Below are 18,008 nucleotides of genomic sequence, written 5' to 3'. Positions count from 1 at the left end.
TATTTAAATATATATTGTCGTAGTTAGACAAATATTTGTCACAATAATTACCAAGTAAAAAATAGCAAACAGCCATAATTCCTGATTCATATAAGCTGGAGTTTTTTTAGCATATTCTTCATATTCTTTCTTGAAATGTATACATAATGAATATTTATTTTCTATATATACAATTACAAGATTAATACATATATAAATTATATATAAACATAATGTATGTATGGCTCCAAGCAGAAGAATAAAACTTAAATGACAAAATAGATCTCCCATTATCATCGGATTTCTCACTTTTTTATAGGGACCTTCCGTTATTAACTTTGAAGGATGCAAAAACCTATCTTTGGTTGCTTGCAGATTACAATTTACCACTTTAGTACCCCAAATAGACATAAAATATCCAATTAATGCAATAAGGATAATATTGTAAAGAACATTTTCCAACAGTATTACTTTTATGTCAAACAAAGAAAAAATGTTTAGTTTGAAGCGAGGTTGATTTAAGAAGGGCATAATATACCAAAGAATAGATATAAAAAAGCCCGAATAATACATTAATGTATATCTATTATTGCAAGATAAATCTAGTGTTTTAGACATATATTTACGATTCCCAACCTTAAATGCTATATAATAAGGAATCAACCAAAGAAATGAAATTATGGCCAAAATAATTTGGGTGGCCCAGCTAAAATAAATCATATTATTTTTGTATAATTTAAAAAATTACAAATAACCAACAATGCCATAAATAAAACTATAAATAATAGTTTTTGATCAAGGAGAACAGGGGTTTTCTTTCTATAAACTATAAGTTCTGATTTATAATATGGTTCTAAAGAATACTTAACCTGTATTTTTATCATAAAGAGATCTATAAATACATATATAGGGAATAAAATGCAAGTGTAGATTCCACCTGTTAATAACACCAAAGAAAAATGTCCTAATATATCCCCTATGATCATTGGATGTTGAACTCTTGCATATATTCCTTCTGTTAACAATTTACTTGGGGCATAAAATGCACTTTTAGTAGCTTCAATATTTTGAGAAACAGACTTTTTACCCCAAATGCCAAAGAAATATACAAACAACAGAAAAGAAACTGGAATATACAAAACATTAAAAAAAACAAATTCGCCATTTAACCAGTCATATATTCCATGCATCCTTGGTTGCTCTATAAAGGGTAATACATACCATATGAGTGCTGGATAAGTGCTCATAAAATATAACTTTTCCGGAAGCTTTGATTGTTTTTTTAATTGAGAATTATGTTTTTTGTAACCTAGTAGAAATGCGTAATAATAAACAATTAATCCACTTAATGAGATCAAACTAATTACTATGTGAATTATCAACTTTGTATTCATTGCTGTATTTTATTATTTTTATCTGTATTTAAATAAGTATTTTCTTCTATATCATTTTTCGAAGGCATTTTTACAGCTATAATTCCTGCAAAATTGTGCCATTTAATAAAAGTATCCATACATTGAAAACCGACATCAGATAGTAGACTCAAATTCTCTGTAAGACTCAATGGAATCAAAACGCCTCTCAAACTTTGAGCCTTTTTTATAACTTGTTGTTCATTCAAACCATTTTCTTGCTTAAAATCCCAATACAAGTCATTCCATATATCCTCAAACAGTGAATTTTCCGCCCTTATTTTCTCTACAAATATAAAAGCTCCACCTTCTACTAATCCATTATATATCCGTTGTAAGACTTTTTTTCTTTTCCATAAAGGTAAAAACTGTAACGTATACAATGATAAAACTAAATCTATATTAGCAAATTCATTTATTTCCTCTATATGTTGTTGTAGAAATTGAACTAATTCGCTACTACATTTTTTTCTTGCAATCTCTATCATTGGTAAACTTTCTTCGACTCCGATGAATCTCACATTCTTTTTTCTTGAATGCTTTTGTAATAAAAGAGAAATGGTTTCTCCTGTAGAGGAACCTAAATCATATACAACACTATTGTCTCTAATAAACCATTCACTTATTTCGATAACAGCCTTTTGTACTTCCTCGTACAATGGGACACTTTTTCTTACATGAGTGTCGAAATGTTGTGATACTTGTTCATCAAATTTCCATTCTCCTGGAATTGATGTTATCAAATCATCGACTAGCCCTTCTTTATTTCTCATATATCCTCCTTTTAAATATATAATTAATTCCTACAATATTTAAAATCTCAACTAATACTACATATAAAATAAATAGAGGTTTATACAACTCACTAAAGTTTCCCCACACAAAGAAACCTAAGAAATAAAGAAAAGAGAAAATGAGAATCGCTTTAGATAAATTCATAAAAAAAAGAATCCTATTACTGATATAATATATAATAATAGAAGAGAAAGCAGTAAAACCACTTATCATTCCAAATGTATATTTATCATAAGGTGAAACTGTAGAATAAGAAATATTGAACATTATTTCCCAAGTCTGTTCGGGGACTAAAATATTTACAATGTTCAATAGCAATACTCCTGCCTGCACTTGGAATAAACAACTTAAAACGGGAAGTTTTTGTTTCTTTGGTGCTATACCATTAATACTATGATTTAAATAAAATATGAAACTTCCAATTATAAGCCAAATAAAAGGTTCATAATCTGATGATATATGTACAATCCCTGTTTGAAGTTTTAGCAAGTACATAAAACCACCCATAAATGCGACTAAGAAAGAACAGAAGCTAATAAGTCCTTTATATTTTTCGATATTTCTAAGAAAGAGAAAATAAATACAGAAAAAACCGAAGAACAAACATTCTTCTCGAAACAAGACAATTGTCAAGTCTGATGGTATATCATGGATTCCCATGTAAGAGTGAATTACATCCCATGAGAAAAATATCCAGGGAAAACCAGTGAAACATGCTATGGCACATAACCACAACATACACACAAGAATTTTCTTTTTAATTTTTATGTTCATAATATGAATATTTTATTCCGTAAAAGTCTAAATCCGACATAAAAGATTGGCAATTCAAAGAGTCACAAAGACAATTTAATCCTATTTTTGTTTTACCTTCTAAAATGTATTGAGTAGTAATAACAGCAGGTAATGCAGTATATAATAAATTATTTTTTGTATATAAATAGTAAAAGGTATCTATCTTTCTTTCTGGCTCTATTTTAGAAACTTGACAAATTACACTTCCCCACTTATTCTCTTTCTTAACGAGACGTTGATAATCATCTTGCAACATAAGTGTTGCTTTATTTAAATTATGTTTATAAAAGATCTTTATAAACATAAACTTCCCCATTGAGATATAGTCATTTAGCATAATGAATGTTGATATCTTTCTTATTTGTTTTAAAGAAGTAGCCAATTGAGTTAATTGTTCGTCAAATGATGGCATACATATTTTTTTATGTCCAATGAAAGGAAAAAATTTGTGATGTGTATATCGAAAAGGAGACACCTGTATTTCCTTTCCATGAGAATAAACATAGGAACGTGTTTTTCCCATAGATGATGCTGCCAGATCATAAGTTGAACTATATGACCAATTATCAACAGCACCATAATAGATATTAAAATTAGTATTTTCTGGGCTGTTTAAATGAGTCTCTATAATAGTTTTAGAAAATACGCCTGAAATACCAGGCATCCAACCAACACCTATAATAAAGCAAAGTTTCTGAGCTTCAATGCTTTTTTCATATGGTTTTAATAAATCACGCAAAATGCCATATCCTCCTATATCGATGTAGTGGCAATTATTTCTTAATGCATGTAAGGCAATCTTGTCATTTATTTTAAATGAAGGTCCAACAGCATTAATAACCAACAAACATTGAGAACAAAAATTATCCAATTCTACATCATTGTTATAGTTCATTTGGTTATACTTAAGTCGCTCACTATTATAAAATGTAGACATAGATATTTCTTTTATGGATCTCCTACCACCAATTAAAACATGGAAGTGAGTTTGTAGTTGTAATAAATATTTAACTATAATAGAACCAATTGTTCCAGTTCCACCTATTATTCCTATATATTTATTATAAACCATAATACTATTCCTCTATAGATATATTTATGTTGTTGTTTTTTAATATTTCGTTTAACATGTGCAGATTGATATTTATGTCTTCAAAAGTAAAGATGCCAGGCATAATTGGTATACATCCTTTTATTATCGAGAGCACAATTACCGCACAAAATACTCCTGTTAATCTAAATGAGGAATCTGAGTGCAATAAACATTTTACAATAGAATTTTGATTTCTTACATAAGTACATACTATCACAGATTTCTCGTTTTTCTCATTTTTCTCCAATTGCCCCTGTTGTTTATTGACCATTTTACAAATCAATTTTCTAATAAAAGAGCTCTTTCTTAGTAAGGGAACTATGCCCATAGGAAGATTTTGCAGATGAAAAGCACAATCAAAATTTTGTAGTTCTTCAAATCGACTAGCTCGTTGTATAGTCCTTATTTCAGGACTAGAAAAGAATATTAATGGCATATTGGAATGAAAACGATCAAAAGTAAAAGTTCTATCTGAATGATATTTAGTTGGTTTTATTCTTCGGATTTCCCTTTCTGAAAGGAGCATCAGGTCATCTTTAAAACCCTCAAACATATTGATTATTGAAGCTGTTCCAGAAACAACACCTGCTCCAAAATAGATTCTCAATTCGGCTTCTAAAACAGTTTTTTTTAATTGTTCTGCAGCATATTCTAGCATGAAAGTTGTCAACCCTGGACATAATCCCATTCCTGTAAAAATTGTTCCCCGAAAATTTGTTATGTTCTCATTTTTTATTTCTAGTACACGTCCACTATGTCCATAGTCATCATTAATATCAACACATATTACGTGATTTCTTAAACAAATTGTATAAATATCTGTTCCTACACATGAAAAAGGACCAAGTGCCAAAATTATAATATCAAATTGTTTAATAACAGATTCTATATTTTGGGTATCATGTATGTCCATTTTTATGAACTTTACTTTCTTCTCTGATATCTTATGAATACCTCTTGATGCTATAAATAATTCACAAATATCATGATAATGTAGCAAGTAATCTGTAATAAATTGTCCCGCAATCCCTGTGCCACCAATTACTAAAACTTTCTTTTTAGACATAAATTTCTATCTTTTTTTAAGCTTATCCAACAAATTATATAATACAGAGTGATCCCCAAACTAAAAATGCCTGGTAGTAAGCATTCGGTCTTGGGAATTATCCAAGTGACAATAGATAAAATAATTGTTAGTATAACAGGGTTCACAACTATAGACCATCGAGGAACTATAGCTTTGGATGAAAAGTTACTAAATCCAACAATCAGCCAGGTCACTGGAAGTAGAATAAACATAAAGGGGAAAAAAGGTATATTAGATCCTGTTAATAATTGCCAATCTATATTTGTTTGCATTATCATTTTTGATGTACCAATACTATATATTATGGCATAGCTGTAATGATAAAACCCCAACATCAATAAAGAATAAGATATACAGAATGTATTAATAAGCGCAAGCTTTTTATTAACTTTACACATTGTTGTGTATATGAAGTATGTCCCTAATATCCAAAAAGGAAAAGTAAAAATACATCCAAAAGATGATAAATTTAAAATAGTTTCTTCTAAATAATACTTCGTTAAAATTGTAACTAATCCGTTGAAAATAAGCACGCTGATTGATAAAGTTTAGCATAATAAAATAGGTCAAGTGTCTGATTTTCATTATCTTTAATGGTATCCTACCACACATTAAAGCAATGAAAGGAACAGCACTTGACCAATATGAGGAAATCGTAACCGATGCTTTGAAAAGTTATTCAGCGAAGTTACGCAAAAGTTTTAAAACAGCATTCATCCAACTCATGATTTTGTATATGGCACTGCCAAGAAAGATAAATTTCACCCAAATGGGCCGTTACTCGGACAGTTCGGAACAACGTTTCCGGCAGTTGTTTGAACGTGAGTTGGACTGGATGCAGTTCAATCTCTTTCTTATGCGGCAGCGGTTTGGTGAAAATGCTAGAAAAGCCATTGCCATAGACGCGAGCTACATTTCAAAGTCGGGAAAGAAGACTCCTTATATTGGCAAGTTCTGGTCGGGATGCGCTTCTGCTATGAAACGAGGTCTGGAAATTCTCGGTATCGGCATTGTCGACATTGACAGTCGGGACTGTATGACGCTGCGTGCGGAACAGACACCGGACAAGGCGTATCTGGAAAAGCAAGGCGAAGATTACAGCCTTGTGGACTGGTATCTTGACGTGCTCCGCAAATACAAGGATAAGCTGCTGCGCATAACACGTTATGTCGTTGCAGACGCATGGTTCTCAAAGGCAAAGTTCGTGGGTGAAACCTGCCTGATGGGATTCCATGTCATCAGCCGCCTGCGTGATGATGCCGCCTTGTGGTATGCACATGACGGTGTCCGCACGGGCAAGCGGGGACGGCCGCGTATCAAAGGCGAGAAGATTGATTTTGAGAAACTCGACCTTCAGCGTTGTGAAGTTCTCGATATTGAAAGAGGAAAGGCTTACTCAATCAAGGCCTATTCAAAGACAATGAAACGCAACATCAAAGTCGTGGTTCATTATCCGGAATCAGGAGGACATAAAATCTATTTCTCCACCGACCTTGACATGGTGGCCAAAGACATCATCGAATACTACCGTACAAGATTCCAAATTGAGTTTTGCTTTCGGGATTCCAAGCAGTTTACCGGACTCAACGATTGTCAGGCAAGAGACTTGAGGAAACTTGACTTCGCTTTCAATGCTTCACTGGCCTCGGTAAACATCGCAAAGGTCATGCGCCAACGATACTATCCGTCGCTTTCCATCGGACTGCTAAAGGCCTATCTGAGTAATGTTTATATACTCAAAAGAATTTTTAGTAAGTCCGGTCTGAAACCGAACAGAACTTTTAATACTAAACTTATCAAAGAACTCTTTGGCTTTGTGGCGGAAGCCGCTTAGCCGATATGTTGAATTTTTAACGGACTATTATTCTAAAGAAAGTAGTCTTGAAACAAAATAATCTGTTTCAACAGTTTTCATCTGTACTAGATAGTCGCAGGTTGTGATAAATAAACCTGAGATTACACTTATAATGATTATACAGTCATAATTACGATTGTTCATTCCATAAAAATTAAAAAGCTGCCGGAATCTTTTAGCTTCCGGCAGTCTTTATTTATTTTAAATATTGAATTTTGAAGGGATTACCTTCTGTTTTTATCTTTAAAGGTTCATACTTATCTTCTTTATAGTTGTAAAGATAATAACCTGTTCCTTGAGTAGAAGCCATCCCGAACACCATATAGTCTCCTGCTTTACATTGACTACATGACCAACCCGTAGTTCCGTCAAAGTTCATTTTTTTGACAGTTTTATTATAAACATCTATTTCAAATGTTTGCATTGATTTGTCATTTACATAATCAGGTGGATTACTAACATATCCCGGAACATTGAAATATCCATATAGCTTACCATTTCCTGTATATGTTTTGCTATAAATATAATTTGCTTTATTACCCTTTATGTCCGGTATACTAATTGTTTCTATTGGGAAATAGTATGACTGATCAAAGTCTGTTTCTCCTTTCTTTATACGCAAGAAACCTTCTGTACAGTTTGCAAAATATCCGAAGCCTCCTACACAATAAATATAAAGATCGCCTTTTTCATCAATGAAAGGATCACCTGAATACTCATAAGCGGTTGCCATTGTAGCTCTATTATCAGATATCATTTTAATAGGCTTGTCTGTCTTTGTATCAATCAAAAGTACATAAGCTCCAGTATTAGGGTTAAACTGGGACTTATCTTGAGCTAATCCTACATATAAAATACCATCTCTAATAACCGAAGCACCAGGTTCAGGATTTTTATCACCACTTTCTTTCCCAATTGCATATTCAGATAAATCTATTTCACCTGTTTTTTGCATTGTCGTAGGATTTATTATATACAATTTTCCCAATCCTACGCATGATATATAAGCTTTTTCTTCTGAATCAAATGTAAGGAATGCAGGAAGAGAACCGGAAGGGAGAATCATCGTTTCTTTTTCTTGAATTAGCAAACCATTCTCGACTCTGTACTTATATAAACGGGCATTCATCGATTCTAAGACATAAATGTTACCCCCATAAGTAAAAAGAAAAGATTCTTTTGCAAAGACCAAAGAATTTTGTGTACTTGTCTGTTCTACATTTAAATCTTTAAATAGACTAACATAAGCATTATCACCCACCGTGACACTATGAACAAAACTCATATCGTCTTCTTCATCTGTTGGAAACGGATCATCTTTACTACATGAAATAAAACTTAAAAAGGTCGCTAATAGCGACAATAAAAACCATTGATTTTTCATTTTTTTTATTTTTTTAGTTAAAATAATTATTTATAATATTACAAACTCATCGCTCCCCCTGAAGATTCATCACCAAACCAATTAAATCGTAATTTAATTTTAAAAGTACGACCTTGTAAAGGCTTTTTAAATTCCATATAGCTCTCCTTGTTGAATATATTTTCAACTTCAAACCCTAATGATACTTTATTTTTCCAAATAGATTGCTGGAATCCTGCCGTAAAAAGATGACTACGAGGAATTAACCATTTCTTTCGCTGTTCTGGTAAGTTACTCATTTGCCAACTCCAATCAAAATCATGAACGTAAGATGCGTCTATATAGATTCTAGATATTTCATGTTTCCCAAGTAATCCCTCTGTATGATACTCTAAACCATAGTTAAAATAAAAACGAGGAATATTGGGTACCTGTTTATCATAAGTCGGGTTTTTCACACTTTGGTCATTAGTAGTCCATTTTAGCTTATCCCGAATATCTTGATAGGTTAAGTTAAAATAACTATAAAGCTGTGGAGTCACATCTATTTTTAAATCAAAATCTCCCCCCATGATCTGAGTCTTACCCAAATTCGTATAAATCATTCGTATATCAGCAGGAAATAAACTTATCATATCTGTTATATACATATAATATAAATTTGTCTCTAACTGAAAACGACTTAACCCCATAAAATTACTTTTATCCATGATTAACCCTAAATTTATATTATTACTTATTTCGGGATTTAAATCAACTGAAGGCTTTACTGTCACTCCGTCTCCAAACAATTCTTCCGTATCAGGAAGCCTCACGTTATGTGATAAGGAAAATTTACCTCTCACCCCTTTGAAAAATTCATAACTGATTCCTTCACTTATTCCATAGTAAAAATTGTTTATTTTTGTTTTTTTCGGTTCTTTCTTAACACTTTCAGATTCATCTACAATTTTATCACTTGTTCTATATATTCCAGAATTTAAATAGTATAGACTGAACATTAAAGAGTTTTGAAGTTTGTTATTACGTGAAGAATACTCATGTGCTAACCCCAAAGTATTTCCCTTCATATTACTGGGAAAACCACTAGGGTCAAAACCAACATATTCTGCTGTATAATCATCCTTAGGTCTATACCTTGAATATGTGAATTGATTGTTAAGATTAAAGGTATGTTGCTTTAACTTGTATTTTAAATTCAATTTATGTCTGATTTCAAATTGTTTGTCATCTGAATAGTTTAATAAATTATCATCAGTTTCTCCCATTGTATTTGTTATGGTTCCATCCCATTGCCGTTTTGTTCTAGCGGTATCAACCAAATGCGTATGAATGATTGGAGTTACTAGACCTGACTTGAATTCAAGGTTTTTAAATAAGAAATTCTTCTTCTCTAAAGTTAAAGTAGGCATAATGTTTGTCCCATGTGTATGAGAAAAACGTGAATCAAAATCTAAGGCCTGAATTCCCTTTTTATTGTTATAAAAAGCACATTCTAATTCAATCTTATCAAACCAGAATTTTGTAAATGTTAAACCTACATTATACATTGTGGACCTATAATAATCATTATTTCTTATTACTTCTTGGTAGGCACTTGAAGGTAAATTTGTTTCAAAAACAGGATAAGTCATTTTATAATTATTATCCGATTTATTATGAAAAAAACCTCCTCCAATTTGAATCCCTGGTTTTTCAAACATTTTTTTTACACTGACTAACGTTTTGGAAGTACCAAATGAAGCAAACTCCTGAGTAAAGCCTACCAAGTCACACTCGTCCTCTCTTGTAACAACATTAATCGCTCCTCCCAGACCATCACTGCCATATTCAGCAGGAACTATTCCTTTATATATCTCAATATATTTAATGGCATCAATAGGTATGTCGTTTATATCAAATGAACCATCGGGGCTATTTAAAGGAAAACCATCTATATAAATAGCTACTCTTTTTCCTTCCAGACCATGTATGGACATTTTAGAAGAGCTACCCAAACCTCCGGATTTTCTAACTTTGATTCCAGAAGTACGAGTAAGTACTTCTTCAATTCCAGTTGAACGACCTCTTAATTTTGCTCCATCAACAACCGTTACAGCCATAGGACTTTTACGTATATGATTTATTTCTGCCTGCTGTGAGGATGCTTTTACCACGACCTCATTCAACACTTCTGTACTTTCTTCCAAAAAGAAATTTTTAGTTGTATTTCTATTTACAGTAACAGACTGTTTTATTGTTTTGTATCCGATAAAAGAAACCTCTACAAGATACGTTCCGTTTTGAGGTAATTTTATTCTGTATAACCCATTATCATTTGCATTATCTCCAACCTGATTTTTTCGTATATATACAGAAGCTCCTACAACAGGTTCATTTGTCTTTTTATCTACGATTCGACCAGAAAGAAAAACTTGTGCCCAAGATATCATAGGGAAACAACATATTCCCATAATGACTAAAATTGTTTTTACTTTTCTACACAACATAGGTTTATAATAAAATTTTTTTTTAACATGCATATTATAGTTACATTGGAAGCTTTAGATACATTTATCGTGTCAATATCAATCCAATTGCATAATTTACTATATGCTGTATAATATGCCTTTAGAATAGCTTCTTTACGTGAAAAAATGTCAATAGGAGAAAATTCTTTCTTATCTATACACGCTATCTCTTGGGGTGTACAAAAAAGAGAATATTCCTTTTTTGATAATATCGTCGTTTGATCTTCAATATCTACTCCAATACCCTTATACCTCTTTTTCTTTCCAACAGCAGCAACTGCTATTGCATCTTTATGAGATATAGAACCAACTATGTCAAATGGCCATATTGGTTCACCATCTCTTCCTTTTAAAATGGGAACTATTTCCTTTTGTAAAGTCTGTAAGGCACGATGTGCGGCACAACGTCCCAAAATATAAGTTTTAAGACGTATTTCAGACCATTCTCTTTTAATGAATATTTTTTCCTCATTAAAGAGATTATCTGAAGTAGCAAAAGGACTATCTTCCACAATTTCTACTGCTATATCGGAAAAGGGTAATACAAGCATATTTATACATGCAATTCTATATAATTCATTATCAACTTAGCTAATTCCGCATGATATTTTGTAATAAGAACATGCCCTCCTGGCAATTGGTGGAAAGAAACTTTCTGAAAGTAATTATTCCATAGATGTTGATTGTTTCGAATTGTAGGCTCATCCTCTCTACCGACGATGGAACATAATGGGGTTTTCAATTTACAATCAAGAAACTTGTAATTTACCATTGCTACAGTATTCATTCTCAACTCATGCAAATATTCATGTTTTTCTTCATCTGATAAAGTTGCGATCAATTCTTCATTCAACAGATCTTTTGCACGTGAATAATCCAAAAGGGCATTATCGTCATTTGAAAAGAATTGCATTAAGTCATCACGCAATGTAGGAGGAGTTCCACCAATCATTATAATACCCTGTATCGGAATATTTTCTTGTTCAAATCGTTTACAGATATCATAAGCAATATAGCAACTGTAAGAATATCCCATGATAAACAAAGGAATCTCTTTATCAGCCTCTTTCAGTTCATTGGCTAATAGCGCACCAACTTCTTCTACAGAGGACTTTATCTCACGTCCATCTCCATGTCCCGGATATTGTACTGTATATAAGTTGATTTCTCCGGTAAAATCCCCAGAAAATGTACTATACATACCAGGGGTTCCTGCTGCATATGGAAGACATATAAGTTTTGCATATGGAGTAGAAACCTTTTTCATACAAATGAGATTCTCAACTTTATTATTCTCTATTTCTTGTTCAAGCAGTTCGGCTATCGTAGGTTTATCGAATAAATCTTTTAATTTGATGTTGGTTAATCCGACCTCCTTTAATTCTTTTATTAACCTTACAGATCGGATAGAGTCGCCTCCTATATCCCAGAAATTATCAAATACACCTACCTCTGGTATCCCTAATACCTTTTCCCAGATTAAGGTTATTTGTTTTTCCCTTTCATTCCTTGGACCTACAATATCCCTTTTAACAAAATTTTGTTTCTGATTCGCAATATTGGGTAATTGCTTCTTGTCTGTTTTTCCATTGGCAGAAATTGGAATCTGCTCTATTCTAGCCATTGCGGAAGGTAACATATAGTGAGGTATCTTCATTTGCAGAACAGACATTATATCCTTGTATTCTAAATCACAATTATTTGCTGTAACATAAAAAGCTACAACTACAGGCTGTTTGTTTACATCATATTGAATCTCTGCACAAGCCTCTGTAATACCTGATACTTTTAATAAAGCATTCTCTATTTCTCCTAATTCAATTCTATACCCTCTGACATTTACTTGAAAATCTTTACGTCCTACAAATACAATATCGCCAGTTACAGTCATCTTTACAACGTCTCCTGTATTATATACAATTCCTTCATGAGTAATAGGATTATTGATAAATACAGATTTCGTTTTCTCTTCTTTATTCAAATAACCACATGACACTCCCTCGCCTCCAATATAAAGGATACCAGGAACTTCTGGTAGTGTATATTCTAAATTATCATTTAATACATATACTTGTGTATTATAAATCGGTTTCCCTATTGGAACTATATTTAAATGACATTTGCCGTCTTCTTCAATCGGGATAGGATAAAAAGTGGAAGCCACCGTTGTTTCTGTAGGGCCGTATTCATTAATAAATTTGTGCAAAGGATAATTTTCTAACCACCTGTTTATATCCGAAACATTGATAATTTCAGCACCCAGCATAATAGTCATATTGGGTGATAGGTTTACAGGTCTCTCCAAAAATCCCAACGTATTTACCAACATTGAAAAATGAGAGGGAGTTACATTCAAAAAATTGATTTTTTCTTCATCTATAAAATACAGAAGTTTCTCTATATCTTTAGTTGCATTATCGGAAAGAATGTGTAAAGAAGCTCCGGCAATGAAAGGTAGCCAATTAGAAGTAACAGTCATATCAAAGGAATACGATGTTATTAAAGCAAACCTGTTATTACAGTTTACATTAAACGCTTCTTTCTCATAATTCAAAAAATTGGATACATTTCTATGCCTAAGCATTGTACCTTTAGGTTGTCCTGTTGAACCAGAAGTATAAATCATATAAATCAAATCATCAGGAGTATTACAAGGTACTATATTATCCATAGATTGACTATTTATATCATTTACGGTGTATCGACGATATGTATCAGGTAAAGGAATAGAATCATCATCAAGTAACACACAATGTTTAATGTTGGGGGTATATGAACTATTAATATTGTCTACATGTATTCCTTGAGTTACAAGAACTTCTGCTCCACAGTCATTTATCATATACTGTATTCTATCCGAAGGATAAGAAGGGTCAATTGGCACATACGCCCCACCTGCTAAAAGAATTCCAAGTTGTACTATAGGCAAATCAAGCGTTCTGTTCAGTAATAAAGCAACCTTAGAATTTCGTACCACTCCAAGAGAACGTAAGAAATGCGCCATCTGATTAGCTTTTTTCCAAAACTCTGTATAAGTTAAAGAAACTCCTTGATAAGAGATCGCCTCTCTATTAGGATACAAATCTACAGTATTACTGATCTGTTCATATATTGTTTTAAGAGGATAAGCATGTTCTGTTTTATTTGTTTGCTCCAATAATTTTATATAGAAGAGAGGGAGTATATTTGAACATGAACGCTCTTCGTATCCCTTAGTGTTTGTATCATCTACCAATTGGTTAAGCATAGACGTGAATTGTTCAGAAAGTAGTTGTATGTATTCCGCATCAAATAGCTCACGAACATAATTCCAATCAAAACACCATTTATTTTCCCATGTATACATAACAAGGTCTATATAAGTACCAGGTGCACCTGTCTGTACTTTAGGCGCACCAATTGTCAAATATCTAGATGAATGACTGATACCTTTGGGAAGCATATTGATAGAATTACTAAAAATAATTGCACTCAAAGAGCTTTGTTTTAAGCCTTCCTGTTCTGCGATTTTTCTGGACAATTCTATTGAAGATATTGGATACTCAAGCATGGTTCGTACAAATTGTTCTATCTTACGTGCAATAGAAACAATCGGTTCTTGTGGAGATGTTTGGATACGGACAGGGAAAATATCAAGAAAACTACCTATTATATTTTTTGCATTAGGTAAATGCTGTTCCCTGTTAAATACAGGCATGTTGATAATGAGATCATTTTGTCCAGACCACAAATTCATCAGTTTAAAATAGCATGCCATAAGTAAGGAATTAAGGCATATACCAGAAGTATGAGAACTGATTTCAAGAACTTTATTCATCAATAAAGAATCCAATTCCGTATGTAAGGTATTAAAATGGACTTTATTTATTAAAGATGGCTGACATTTCGTGGGAATAGATATTTTCTCTGGTAAATCTTTAAACACCTTTAGGGCAAAATCCATTGCATTCTGATATCGCTTTGTTTGCCTTCTGAATCTCTCCACAAAAACATAGTCAGAAAAAGTTAGACCTTTTTCTTGTTCAACAGTTATTTCTTTACCAGCGATAAACTGATCATAAGTTGATGTTAATTCTTGAAGGAATTGAAAAAAGCTGAAACCATCAATTATCTGGTGATCAATATGTATAATTAATTCATGTTCATCTTCCCCTGTTTTATAAATATTACAATAGAATAAAGGATACTCTTTAAGGTCAAATCTGTGATCATGATCTTTTTCGTCCTTTTGTAAAAAGAATGTTTCCTGTTGTTCTTTGTTCATTGAAGTTATATCTTCATAAGAACTTTTAAATGTCGGATATTCAGGAAGAGTTATCATCTCAGGTTTATCCGACTCTTCGGAAAGAATAGAATGTAACAATGGATGACAGTTAATAATGTGATTTAACGTCTTGTCCCAACATGCTGGATCAAAAAAACCTTTCAATTGTGTCCGACAAATGATATAACAACTTAATCCTGTCGGTTCATTACGGATAAAACTTTTACTGTGATAGAATAATGTTTCTTGGAAATCCATTAACGGAAAAGAATACCCCTCTGGAGTTACATAGCGTTCCTTAATGGTTTGTGCTATATCTCGTATACAAGTTTTATCTTTTATATCATCTAATGTTATTTTATCAAAAACTTCAGTTAAGCGCTTCATCATTTGATATACAGCGGCAAAAGAAGTCACTTTAGTTATAATATTTTCTGTATATTGTATTTCTAAAGAGGGAATTCCTATTTCTTCGCTGATAAACTCTCGAACTAACAGTTCATATTCATTTAAAGGAGATTGAAGTTCTTTTAATAAATATTGTTCAAGATAATGTTTTTGAGAGACTAAGGTCGGATATTTATAGAAGAAACTATTTTCTAATTTAATATTTAACAGTTCTTCAAGTTTAGAAACAGCCATCATACTGCGTATTGAGTCTCCTCCTAAAGAAAAGAAGTTATCTTCTATATGAATGAGGTTTGTTTTTAAAACTTCTGACCATATTTTTTTGAGAACCAATAAATAATCCATATTATGAGATTCTTTGTTTAGTTTTACAATTGATTTATTATACTGTCCTTGCTCAAAATACTTTGCCATAGATCGACGTTTTATTTTAGAGCTAGAAGTTCTGAGTATTTCTCCTTTTTTTATCTTTATAGAGTATTCTGGAGCAAATCCAACTTTGTCTGCTAGAAATGCGTTACATTCATTTATTAATTGTCTTATTTGTTCTTCCGACATTTTTCTTGATAATACAAAGAAATGAAGTACAATTTCACGATTTTCTGTAGAAGAATAAAAAGATGTAAATACAGTTTTTTCAATTGAAAGACCAAATTTCTCTAAGACACAATTTTCTAAATCAAAAGGATGAAAGTTTTGTCCATTTACTATAATTGTTTCCTTTTTTCGACCTACTATATAAAGAATATTGTTATAATCAAAAAAGCCCAAATCTCCTGTACTTAACCAACCGTCTTTTAATACTTCATCTGTTGATTGTATGTCATTATAATAACCAGACATGACACAAGCGCCTTTTACTTGAATCTCTCCTAAATTTAAATTATTTTGAGGAATACCGTCTTTAACAATGCGTACTTGTAAGCCTGGTAATATTCTACCTGCACTAACAAATTCACAAAAATCTTGTTGTTTATCGACTAATTTGATAATCCCTTCATAGAACGCCTCTCTATTTATTCTTATATTTTTATTTCCATAACCCGGTAAACAGGAAGAAACAATCAATGTTGTTTCAGCCATTCCATATGAAGGGCGGAATGCATTTCGATTAAACCCAAGTTGAAAAAGGGGGGATAATCGGACGTATAAATTAGATGGAACCATTTCTGCTCCAATTGAAAGAGTCTTCACTTGAGATAAATCCAATTCTTTTATGTCATTAGATTGTTCTAACTTTTGAATTAACAAATCCAATCCTGAAGGTGTCGTACCGCCACAAATACTTACTTGATATTCGGAAATTTTCTTTAGAAAAATCAAAGGATCTCTTAAAAAGGAAAAAGGCTCTATTTTTATTTCTGTAATTTGGTTATACAAACAAACCAAATGATTTCCAAATAGACCATAATCATGAAAATATGGCATCCAGTGAATCAAAGTATCTTCAGTTGTAATTTCATCCGCAAGAGTTTTTATTTTCAAATTAGTTAAAATATTGTTAAAACTAAGCATGACTCCTTTGGGTGCCCCTGTACTTCCTGATGAAAACTGAATAACACATAAATCTTTACTATCTCTTTTAGGTATGTGTAAAGAATAATCTTGCAACAAATCCAATTGTTTCATAATATCTTCAACACACACAGCTTTATGAAATGAAGATTTATAATATTCAAATAGATTAATATCATTTGTTATAAGTGTAACTACACCTAATATATCAATTGCATTCTTTAGGCGTTCAAAAGCAATAGAGTTCTTATTACTGAATTGTACAGAAGGCATTAAAACGGGTATACAACCTGCCATAACACATCCCCAAAATAATAATATAAAATTTTCGGATTTTTCAACAGAGATTATTATCTTACTGACAGGCTTTACTTGATAGTAAGATTTTAAAATAAAAGCTATTTTTCTAGATTTTTCTCGTAACTCTGAATAAGTTAGAAAAAGATCACATTGACTATTATTTACAATAACAATTCCTTTTGTCGGCACTTTATGTGCTGCTTCTTCCAACAATTCATATAGGTTTTCCATCTTGCTTTATTTTTTGCCCGCAAAGTTCGTTTGTTTAGCTAAATCCATCAATACCAATTATTAGGTATTTTTAATAAATTGTTGTATGCATATAATATTACTTAAATTATATATTTCTATTTATTGTGTGTAGCTATCGTATTAGTAGTCAGTTGATATTAATTTATATTAGATTGTTATACATAATCATTTATGATAAGGAAATATTACCTACAAAGGGGTATTATATGTATTTTTACCTTCCTATTTTTTGTAAAATGATAAGTTCTTTATATCTCATAAATAACTATTGCTTCTTTATTAAGACCTAGAAATCATCACATTTAATATATTACTGATACGCAATGCTCTAAAAATATTTAGTTATTTACTATAACAGTCAATGTATATTTCAGGTATAC

11 protein-coding genes are annotated in these 18,008 nt (G+C 31.8%); 1 reads left to right on the top strand and 10 read right to left on the bottom strand.

Annotated elements, in window-relative coordinates:
* Positions 1 to 3: 3 nt before the first annotated feature.
* Genes HMPREF1534_RS05135 through HMPREF1534_RS05160 form a run of 6 tightly spaced genes read right to left on the bottom strand, consistent with a single transcriptional unit; the run spans position 4 to position 5,140 of the window.
* Positions 4 to 699, bottom strand: a complete 696-nt coding sequence (locus HMPREF1534_RS05135; RefSeq protein WP_005942642.1) for a methyltransferase family protein — start codon at positions 697 to 699, stop codon at positions 4 to 6.
* On the bottom strand, positions 696 to 1,373 hold the full coding sequence (locus HMPREF1534_RS05140) for a methyltransferase (protein ID WP_004292663.1): 678 nt from the start codon (positions 1,371 to 1,373) through the stop codon (positions 696 to 698). Before HMPREF1534_RS05140 ends, HMPREF1534_RS05135 begins: the two co-directional genes overlap by 4 nt.
* Positions 1,370 to 2,164, bottom strand: coding sequence for a methyltransferase domain-containing protein (locus HMPREF1534_RS05145; protein WP_005942640.1), 795 nt, complete (start codon positions 2,162 to 2,164; stop codon positions 1,370 to 1,372). Before HMPREF1534_RS05145 ends, HMPREF1534_RS05140 begins: the two co-directional genes overlap by 4 nt.
* Positions 2,154 to 2,960 (bottom strand): hypothetical protein, encoded by an 807-nt coding sequence (locus HMPREF1534_RS05150; RefSeq protein ID WP_004292659.1) that lies wholly within the window; start codon positions 2,958 to 2,960, stop codon positions 2,154 to 2,156. Before HMPREF1534_RS05150 ends, HMPREF1534_RS05145 begins: the two co-directional genes overlap by 11 nt.
* A complete protein-coding gene (locus tag HMPREF1534_RS05155) occupies positions 2,944 to 4,053 on the bottom strand; it encodes a saccharopine dehydrogenase NADP-binding domain-containing protein (protein ID WP_004292658.1) in 1,110 nt (369 codons plus the stop codon). The genes HMPREF1534_RS05150 and HMPREF1534_RS05155 overlap by 17 nt, the downstream gene beginning before the upstream one ends.
* Before the next feature lie 4 nt (positions 4,054 to 4,057).
* Positions 4,058 to 5,140, bottom strand: coding sequence for a saccharopine dehydrogenase NADP-binding domain-containing protein (locus HMPREF1534_RS05160; protein WP_004292655.1), 1,083 nt, complete (start codon positions 5,138 to 5,140; stop codon positions 4,058 to 4,060).
* A gap of 640 nt (positions 5,141 to 5,780) precedes the next feature.
* Here HMPREF1534_RS05160 and HMPREF1534_RS05165 point away from each other — a divergent pair.
* Positions 5,781 to 6,995 (top strand): transposase, encoded by a 1,215-nt coding sequence (locus HMPREF1534_RS05165; RefSeq protein ID WP_005937638.1) that lies wholly within the window; start codon positions 5,781 to 5,783, stop codon positions 6,993 to 6,995.
* 217 nt (positions 6,996 to 7,212) lie between these two features.
* On the opposite strand, the gene HMPREF1534_RS05170 is transcribed toward HMPREF1534_RS05165, so the two are convergent.
* Genes HMPREF1534_RS05170 through HMPREF1534_RS05185 form a run of 4 tightly spaced genes read right to left on the bottom strand, consistent with a single transcriptional unit; the run spans position 7,213 to position 17,607 of the window.
* Positions 7,213 to 8,400, bottom strand: a complete 1,188-nt coding sequence (locus HMPREF1534_RS05170) for a YncE family protein (protein WP_004292650.1) — start codon at positions 8,398 to 8,400, stop codon at positions 7,213 to 7,215.
* 38 nt (positions 8,401 to 8,438) lie between these two features.
* The gene (locus HMPREF1534_RS05175; RefSeq protein WP_017140788.1) at positions 8,439 to 10,868 is read right to left on the bottom strand and encodes a TonB-dependent receptor; all 2,430 of its coding nucleotides are present in this window, start codon (positions 10,866 to 10,868) and stop codon (positions 8,439 to 8,441) included.
* Positions 10,850 to 11,440: a 4'-phosphopantetheinyl transferase family protein gene (locus HMPREF1534_RS05180; protein ID WP_004292648.1), complete on the bottom strand. Its 591-nt coding sequence runs from the start codon at positions 11,438 to 11,440 to the stop codon at positions 10,850 to 10,852. The genes HMPREF1534_RS05175 and HMPREF1534_RS05180 overlap by 19 nt, the downstream gene beginning before the upstream one ends.
* A 2-nt stretch (positions 11,441 to 11,442) precedes the next feature.
* Positions 11,443 to 17,607: a non-ribosomal peptide synthetase gene (locus HMPREF1534_RS05185; protein ID WP_005942627.1), complete on the bottom strand. Its 6,165-nt coding sequence runs from the start codon at positions 17,605 to 17,607 to the stop codon at positions 11,443 to 11,445.
* Positions 17,608 to 18,008: the final 401 nt, after the last annotated feature.

The organism is Phocaeicola massiliensis B84634 = Timone 84634 = DSM 17679 = JCM 13223 (assembly GCF_000382445.1).
In the GTDB taxonomy this organism is placed as follows: Bacteria; Bacteroidota; Bacteroidia; order Bacteroidales; family Bacteroidaceae; genus Phocaeicola; species Phocaeicola massiliensis.
This window is presented reverse-complemented; position numbering and strand designations above follow the sequence as displayed.